This is a genomic window from Geobacillus sp. WSUCF1 (assembly GCF_000422025.1).
Lineage (GTDB): Bacteria > Bacillota > Bacilli > Bacillales > Anoxybacillaceae > Geobacillus > Geobacillus zalihae.
Window position 1 is genome coordinate 19,966 of record NZ_ATCO01000054.1, and the last position, 7,348, is coordinate 27,313.

Genomic DNA, 7,348 nt, shown 5'->3' on the forward strand with positions numbered 1-7,348 from the left:
AAACGGCTTCGCTTTTCCGTTGTTTTATGGTAGTATAGTTGAACAGACCAACGATAAGAGTCCTTTGCGGCTCTTATTTTTCATGACGACAAAGCGCAAATGCCGGGTTGTATATAGATGCAATTGGAAGCTTTACCATTTGTAGTTTTTCCCGAGTATTTGATCGACTGTCGGGCGACCGAACAACGCCGCTTAAAGACCCATATATGGGTCTGTGAAGCAGGCCGGTTGTTCGGTCTTCCGTCACGCCAAGGCGTGACGGAGGCAAGCCTGTGGCTTGCCTCCGACAGTCGAAAATGGGCAAACCGCTTTTCCGTCAAGGATATAGTAAACTTCTTCGTTGCATCTATATAGTTCAACTTTGGCGAGCGCTTTTCAGTTTGCTGACGGCAGGGAGGAATTCCTCTTGCTTTCCCATGACATTGTTTCGTACTTGCAAAAGCTGCGTCCGGCGCCGGATGAGGACATTGAGGAGATGGAGCAGTACGCCTATCGGCATCGCATACCGATCATGGATCCGGTGAGCGTCGAAGTGCTGTTATTCATCTTGAAGCTGATCAGGCCGCGCCGCATTTTGGAAATCGGCACGGCGATCGGCTATTCGGCGATCCGGATGGCAAAGGCGCTGCCGGATGCGCGCATTGTGACGATCGAAAAAGACCGGGAGCGGTATGAGCGCGCCCGTTTTTACATCGAAAAGACGAACACCAAGCGGCAAATCGAGGCGGTGTTGGGCGATGCGCTCGCGGTCGAGGCCGATGTGGCGGCCGCCGCGCCGTTTGATGTGCTGTTTATTGATGCCGCCAAAGGGCAATATGAGCGCTTTTTTACGCTCTATGAGCCGTTTGTGGCTGCAGGCGGCCTCATCATCAGCGACAACGTCTTGTTTAAGGGGCTCGTCGCCGCCGAAGCGCCGGCGGACAATCGACGGCTTTGGAACATCGCCCGAAAAATTCGCCGCTACAATGAGTGGCTCATGAGTCGAAGCGGTTATGATACGGTCATCATTCCGGTCGGCGATGGGCTCGCCATATCGAAAAAACGAGGTGAAGAACAGTGAAAAAACCCGAATTGCTCGTGACGCCGACGAGCGTTGCCCATATCGACGAGCTGGCTGAAGCCGGAGCGGACGCGGTCATCATTGGCGAGCAGCGCTACGGTTTGCGGCTTGCCGGCGAATTTTCCCGCCATGATGTCGCTGCCGCCGTCAAAGCCGCCCACCGGCGCGGCATGAACGTGTATGTGGCGATGAACGCCATTTTCCATAACGATAAAGTGGACGAGCTTGGCGACTACGTCGCGTTTTTGGCTGATGTCGGCGCCGATGCCATCGTCTTCGGCGATCCCGCGGTGCTCTTGACTGTCCGAGAAACGGCGCCGCACATGAAGCTCCACTGGAGCACGGAGACGACAGCGACGAACTGGTATGCGTGCAACTATTGGGGCCGGAAAGGGGCGAAGCGCGCCGTCTTGGCCCGCGAGTTGAACATGGACGCCATTTTGGAAATCAAAGCCCATGCCGAAGTGGAAATCGAGGTGCAAGTGCACGGCGCGATGTGCATGTACCAATCGAAGCGCTCGCTGATCGGCAGCTATTTTGAATATCAAGGGAAAGTGATGGAAGTTGAACGGAAGAAGTACGAAAAAGGGATGTTTCTTTACGACAAAGAGCGCGACAACAAATATCCGATTTTTGAAGACGAAAACGGCACGCATATTATGAGCCCGAACGATGTTTGCATGATCGATGAGCTCGGCGACATGGTCGAGGCCGGCATCGACAGCTTTAAAATTGACGGGATTTTGCACGAGCCGCGCTACATTACCGACGTGACGAAGCTGTACCGCCGCGCCATCGATTTATGCGCCGATGACCGCGAGCGGTACGAACGGGAAAAAGAGGAGCTGCTTGCGGCCGTTGAAGCGCTTCAGCCGCCGCATCGCCGCATCGACACCGGATTTTTCTTCAAAGAGACCATTTATTGAGAAAAGGAGGGAAGCAGCATGCTTTTAAAAAATGATCGCATCTCTGAAATCATTGACGGCAAGCGCGTCATTGTGAAAAAGCCAGAGCTGCTCGCCCCGGCCGGCAACTTGGAAAAACTGAAAATCGCCGTCCATTACGGCGCAGACGCCGTCTTTATCGGAGGCCAAGAGTACAGCTTGCGCGCCAACGCCGACAACTTTACGATCGAGGAAATTCGCGAAGGGGTCGAATTTGCCAATCGATACGGAGCCAAAGTATACGTAACGGCCAATATTTACGCCCATAACGAAAACATCCCTGGCCTTGATGACTATTTGCGGGCGCTTGAAGATGCCGGTGTTTGCGGCATCATCGTCGCCGACCCGCTCATCATCGAAACGGCGCGCCGGGTGGCGCCGAAGCTTGAAGTGCATTTAAGCACGCAGCAATCGCTTACCAACTGGAAAGCGGTCCAATTTTGGAAAGAGGAAGGGCTCGAGCGGGTTGTGCTCGCTCGTGAAGTGGGCGCAGAAGAAATCCGGCAGATCAAAGAGAAAGTCGATATTGAAATCGAGCGTTCATCCATGGGGCGATGTGTTCCGCCTACTCCGGCCGCTGTGTATTGAGCAACCATATGACGGCGCGCGACTCAAACCGCGGCGGATGCTGCCAGTCGTGCCGCTGGGATTACGATTTGTATCAGCTCTCGGACGGCCGGGAAATTCCGTTGTTTGAAAAAGGGGACGCCCCGTTTGCGATGAGCGCGAAAGATTTGAACTTAATCCGCGCCATTCCGGTGATGATCGAATTGGGTGTGGATAGCTTGAAAATTGAAGGGCGGATGAAATCGATCCATTACGTGGCGACGGTTGTCAGTGTCTACCGGAAAGTCATTGATGCCTACTGCGCTGACCCAGACCATTTCACGATCCGCGAAGAGTGGGTGCGGGAGTTGGAGAAATGCGCCAACCGCGAGACGGCGCCGTCGTTCTTTGACGGCTTCCCGGATTATACGAACCATATGTACGGGACGCACAGCCGGAAAACGACGCATGAATTCGCCGGTTTGGTGCTTGGCTATGACCCGGAGACGGGCATCGCCACCGTCCAGCAGCGCAACCATTTCCGCCCGGGCGATGAAGTCGAATTTTTCGGTCCGGAAATTGAAAACTTCACCCAAGTGATTGAGAAAATTTGGGACGAAGACGGCAACGAGCTTGATGCGGCGCGCCATCCGCTGCAAATCGTGAAGTTTAAGGTCAAGCGCCCTCTCTTCCCGTACAACATGATGAGAAAGGAGAATTAAGATGGGGAAGAAGCCCGTTGTCATCGGCGTCGCCGGCGGCTCCGGCTCGGGGAAGACGAGCGTCGCCCGCGCGATTTACGACCATTTCGGCGACCGCTCGATCCTTGTTTTGGAGCAAGACTTTTACTATAAAGACCAAAGCCATCTTTCGTTTGAAGAGCGGCTGAAGACGAACTATGACCATCCGCTGGCGTTTGACAACGATTTGTTGATTGAGCATATTCATAAGTTGCTTCGCTATGAGCCGATTGACAAGCCGGTGTACGATTATACGCTGCACACTCGCTCAAGCGACGTCATTCGCGTGGAGCCGAAGGATGTCATCATCGTGGAGGGCATTCTTGTCTTGGAGGATGAGCGACTCCGCAATTTAATGGACATTAAAGTATATGTCGACACCGACCCGGACATCCGCATCATCCGCCGTCTCATCCGCGATATGAAAGAGCGCGGCCGCACGTTCGATTCGGTCATCGAGCAATATTTGTCCGTCGTCCGGCCGATGCACAACCAGTTTGTCGAACCGACGAAGCGCTACGCGGATGTGATCATTCCGGAAGGCGGACAGAACGTCGTCGCCATCGATTTAATGGTGGCAAAAATTCGCACAGTTCTTGAACAAAAAGCGGTTTTGTAATAACATAACAGAGACAAAACAATATATTATATAACAAGTAAGCGTACGAACAGCCGTTTTTGCTGTTCGTACGTTTTACATAATGCAGAATATATAGAGGAGTGAGATGAATGGCGAACGAAAAGCAGTATCCGATGACGAAAGAGGGAAAAGAGAAACTGGAACAAGAGCTTGAGTACTTAAAAACGGTCAAGCGGAAAGAAGTGGTGGAGCGCATTAAGATTGCGCGCGGGTTCGGGGATTTGTCGGAAAACTCGGAGTACGATGCTGCCAAAGATGAGCAGGCGTTTGTCGAATCGCGCATCCAAATGCTTGAAAACATGATCCGCAACGCCGTCATCATTGAAGAAGACAAAGAAAACCCGGACGTCGTCTCGCTCGGCAAGTCGGTCACGTTCATTGAACTGCCGGACGGCGAGGAAGAAACGTATACGATCGTCGGCAGCGCCGAGGCCGATCCATTTGAAGGAAAAATTTCCAATGACTCGCCGATTGCCAAATCGCTTCTCGGCCGCCGCGTCGGCGATGAGGTGACGGTGCAAACGCCGGGCGGGGAAATGCTTGTGAAAATCGTGGCTGTGAAATAAAGGCGGCCGACCTGAACAAGCGGCGGTGTGCGAAGCGAAGAAAATTGCCGCCGTTTGACGTTTCAAACGGAAACACCTCGTCAACACTGATGATGAGGTGTTTTCTTTATGTGGAAAAAGCGAACGCTTGTCATGCTTGCTCTCATTCAATTGGGCTTGTTGTTGCTTATCGGGCGGCTCGCGCAAATTCAGCTCATTGACACCGAGTCGTTTGCCAATCATAATTTAATTGCCGAAAGCGTCGCCCAGCGAACACAAGAACTGATCATTGACGACGGGCGCGGCTCGTTCATCGACCGAAATGGCGCGCCGCTCACGAAGCGATACGTGCCGTCGCTTGTCTTATTCCCGTTTTTAACGGCAATGAAATGGCCGATGGAACAAGTCGCCCGCATCGCCGGCGTCTCTGAAGAAGAGATTCGCCGCCAACTTGAGCAGGAGGACGGTCCGTTCGTCTTAGAGAAGGATGGAGAGCCGCTCGCCTTGAGCGCCCAGCAAATGAAGCAAATTAACGATTTGCGCATTCCGGGGGTATTTGCCGTCAACAAGCAATATCCGCTGGAAACGGTGTACGCCCCGCATTTGCTTGGCTTCACCCGTCCAGATCAGGAGCTCATCAAGAAGCGTTATCCAAAACGGCCGCTGCCGCCAAAGACCGAAGTGGGCATTCAAGGACTTGAGAAGGCGTTTGATGAATTTTTGCTCGCCGACGGCGAAACGAAGCTGCTTTATCACGTTGACGCCGAAGGGCGGCCGCTGTTTGGGCTCGATGTCAAATACAGCGACACGGGCAACCCGTTTTATCCCGTCACCGTGCAAACGACGCTTGACCGTGACTTGCAGCAAGAGATGGAGCAGATCGTTGACCGATACGGGTTGAAAAAAGGCGGTCTCGTTTTGCTGGATATTGACACAAACAGTGTGCTCGCCATGGTCAGCCGCCCAAACATGGACCCGCGTGATCCGTACAAAAACCGCGGGGCGGAAAACCAAATCGTGTTGCCGCAAATCCCTGGCTCGATTTTGAAAACCGTCATTGCGGCCGCGGCGCTTGATGAGGGGCTCGCCTCGCTTGAGACAACGTTTGACTGCAGCCGAAAAATTGACGGCAAAACCCGCGATGAGGAGCATGATTACGGCATGCTTGATTTAGCGGACAGCTTTGCCGTCAGTTGCAACAATGCGTTCGCCACGCTCGGCAAGCAGTTGATCGAGCACGATCCGGATGCGTTTGAAACGTATGCGAGAAAGCTCGGGCTGTATCCGACGGCCGGATGGGAAGGGGCGGTGTACCATGAAGAGCATTTCCGTCAGTTCCCGGAGGAGCAGAAGGGGACGATTTGGCATGATCCGCGCGACAAGCGGGTGCCGCTTGCGGTGGCGCAAACGGCGATCGGGCAAAAAAATGTACGCGTCTCGCCGCTTGGCGTCGCCAACATGATGGCGACCATCGCCCGCGGCGGCGAAGCGCTTCAGGTGCGGGCCGTTGACAAAGTGCTGTATAAAAACGGTGCGACCCTCTTTTCGTTTCCGCCTCAACCGGCTTCAGACATGGCGCCGATCGCGCCGCAGACGGCCGAAGAGCTGCAACGGCTTTTGCGCGGCGTTGTCACCAAAGAGGATGGCACCGGCCGCCGCTTCCGTTCGCTGCCGTATCCGGTCGCCGGCAAATCCGGGACGGCTGAGACAGGAAAAATGGACGGCGGCGCTGAATTGATTAATAAATGGTTTGCTGGCTATTTTCCAGCCGACCGTCCGAAATACGCCCTTGCTGTCGTTGAGCTCGACTGCCCGAGCGGGCGGGCTTCGACGAATGATGTGTTCGCCGCTGCAGTCGAGGCGCTTTATGCTTATGACCGCGCCAAAAATGAAGTGAAGTGACGAACCAAATGTAAGGGGAATCCATGTTTCCAGCACGAACATCATCCAAAGAAGGGAGAGGAGACGGTGGCGCAAATCGAGACGCGCTTTGCCGCCCGCGCCAAACGGCGGAGGATCAACCGTTGGCTCAACGGAGCCATTGCCGTTGTCGTGCTGCTCATTTTGATTGTCGGCGGGAACTTGCTGTTTGGCGGCGAACCGAGCAAGAAGGAGATGGATCGCGAAGCCAAAACAGAAGCGGCCAATGCGAAGCGGGTGGAAGTGGAAACAGGCGAAGCGGCGGCGCCGACGGAAGCTGAAACGCCGGCCGAGGAAGAAGACGCTGCTTCCACCGATGAAACGAGTAATGCCGGTGTGACAGAAACGCCGGGCCCGCCGGGGTCCAACGTTGAAAAAGAAATCGTCAATCCGGCATGGCAGCCGATCGGTACGACGCAATCGGAGCCGCATGAAACGGTGTTTAAGAAAGATTCCGTCGACTGGAAGGAAATGCTCGATGCCGTCAGCTATGCGACCGGCATCGCTCCGGAGGAGATGATCGTTTGGTTCATCGGCAACAACGGACCGAACAAAGCAGTCGCGACGATTTCGACGAAAGATCAAGCCGCCCATTACAAAGTGTACATTGAATGGGTGACGAACGAAGGCTGGAAGCCGACGAAGGTGCAAAAGTTGAAACAAAAGCCATAAGCGGCATGATGAGGGGAAGCGGAGATATTCGAAATGTTGGCGGCATCAGTGAAACAATGGCGGTTCACCAGCGGCGGAAACATACACAGGCGCCCAAAAACGAAGGGCGCCTGTTATTTTTTCGCTTTGAAATGAACGACTGCGCTGTAGAACCGCTTTCCGTTTTCCATGACGTGCATTTGATGGGATACATGATGGACGGAAAGCAAGAGCGCCTTGTTATGTTCAATTTGTTCGTTGATTTTTTTCTCGAGCGTCCGCAAGTCGTCCGCTTCAAAAAA

Annotated in this window: 7 protein-coding genes and 1 pseudogene; 7 read left to right on the forward strand and 1 reads right to left on the reverse strand. The window is 54.0% G+C overall.

What is annotated here, in order from left to right; translation table 11 throughout:
* The first annotated feature begins 406 nt into the window (after window positions 1-406).
* The 7 genes and pseudogenes from I656_RS10140 (at window position 407) to I656_RS10115 (ending at window position 7,067) form a co-directional block, all read left to right on the forward strand.
* A complete protein-coding gene (locus tag I656_RS10140; RefSeq protein ID WP_033005221.1) occupies window positions 407-1,060 on the forward strand; it encodes an O-methyltransferase in 654 nt (217 codons plus the stop codon).
* Complete coding sequence (locus tag I656_RS10135; RefSeq protein ID WP_020754574.1) at window positions 1,057-1,986, forward strand: peptidase U32 family protein; 930 nt, start codon at window positions 1,057-1,059, stop codon at window positions 1,984-1,986. Before I656_RS10140 ends, I656_RS10135 begins: the two co-directional genes overlap by 4 nt.
* Window positions 1,987-2,004: 18 nt before the next feature.
* Window positions 2,005-3,272: pseudogene (locus I656_RS0115210) on the forward strand (U32 family peptidase).
* Window position 3,273: 1 nt separating this feature from the next.
* Complete coding sequence (udk, locus tag I656_RS10130) at window positions 3,274-3,909, forward strand: uridine kinase (RefSeq protein ID WP_020754577.1); 636 nt, start codon at window positions 3,274-3,276, stop codon at window positions 3,907-3,909.
* Window positions 3,910-4,019: 110 nt separating this feature from the next.
* On the forward strand, window positions 4,020-4,496 hold the full coding sequence (greA, locus tag I656_RS10125) for a transcription elongation factor GreA (RefSeq protein WP_011232025.1): 477 nt from the start codon (window positions 4,020-4,022) through the stop codon (window positions 4,494-4,496).
* Between the two features lie 108 nt (window positions 4,497-4,604).
* Complete coding sequence (locus tag I656_RS10120; RefSeq protein WP_020754578.1) at window positions 4,605-6,377, forward strand: penicillin-binding protein 2; 1,773 nt, start codon at window positions 4,605-4,607, stop codon at window positions 6,375-6,377.
* A gap of 66 nt (window positions 6,378-6,443) precedes the next feature.
* Window positions 6,444-7,067, forward strand: a complete 624-nt coding sequence (locus I656_RS10115; protein WP_020754579.1) for a YrrS family protein — start codon at window positions 6,444-6,446, stop codon at window positions 7,065-7,067.
* Between the two features lie 113 nt (window positions 7,068-7,180).
* Here I656_RS10115 and I656_RS17810 read toward each other — a convergent pair.
* On the reverse strand, window positions 7,181-7,348 hold a 168-nt coding region (locus I656_RS17810; protein WP_128570073.1), incomplete at its 5' end, for a DUF2536 family protein.

Excerpts from the sequence above, each read along its gene's own strand:
- I656_RS10120 (WP_020754578.1), top strand. The coding sequence starts at position 4,605 with ATGTGGAAAAAGCGAACGCTTGTCATGCTTGCTCTCATTCAATTGGGC.
- greA (WP_011232025.1), top strand. The coding sequence starts at position 4,020 with ATGGCGAACGAAAAGCAGTATCCGATGACGAAAGAGGGAAAAGAGAAA.
- udk (WP_020754577.1), top strand. The coding sequence starts at position 3,274 with ATGGGGAAGAAGCCCGTTGTCATCGGCGTCGCCGGCGGCTCCGGCTCG.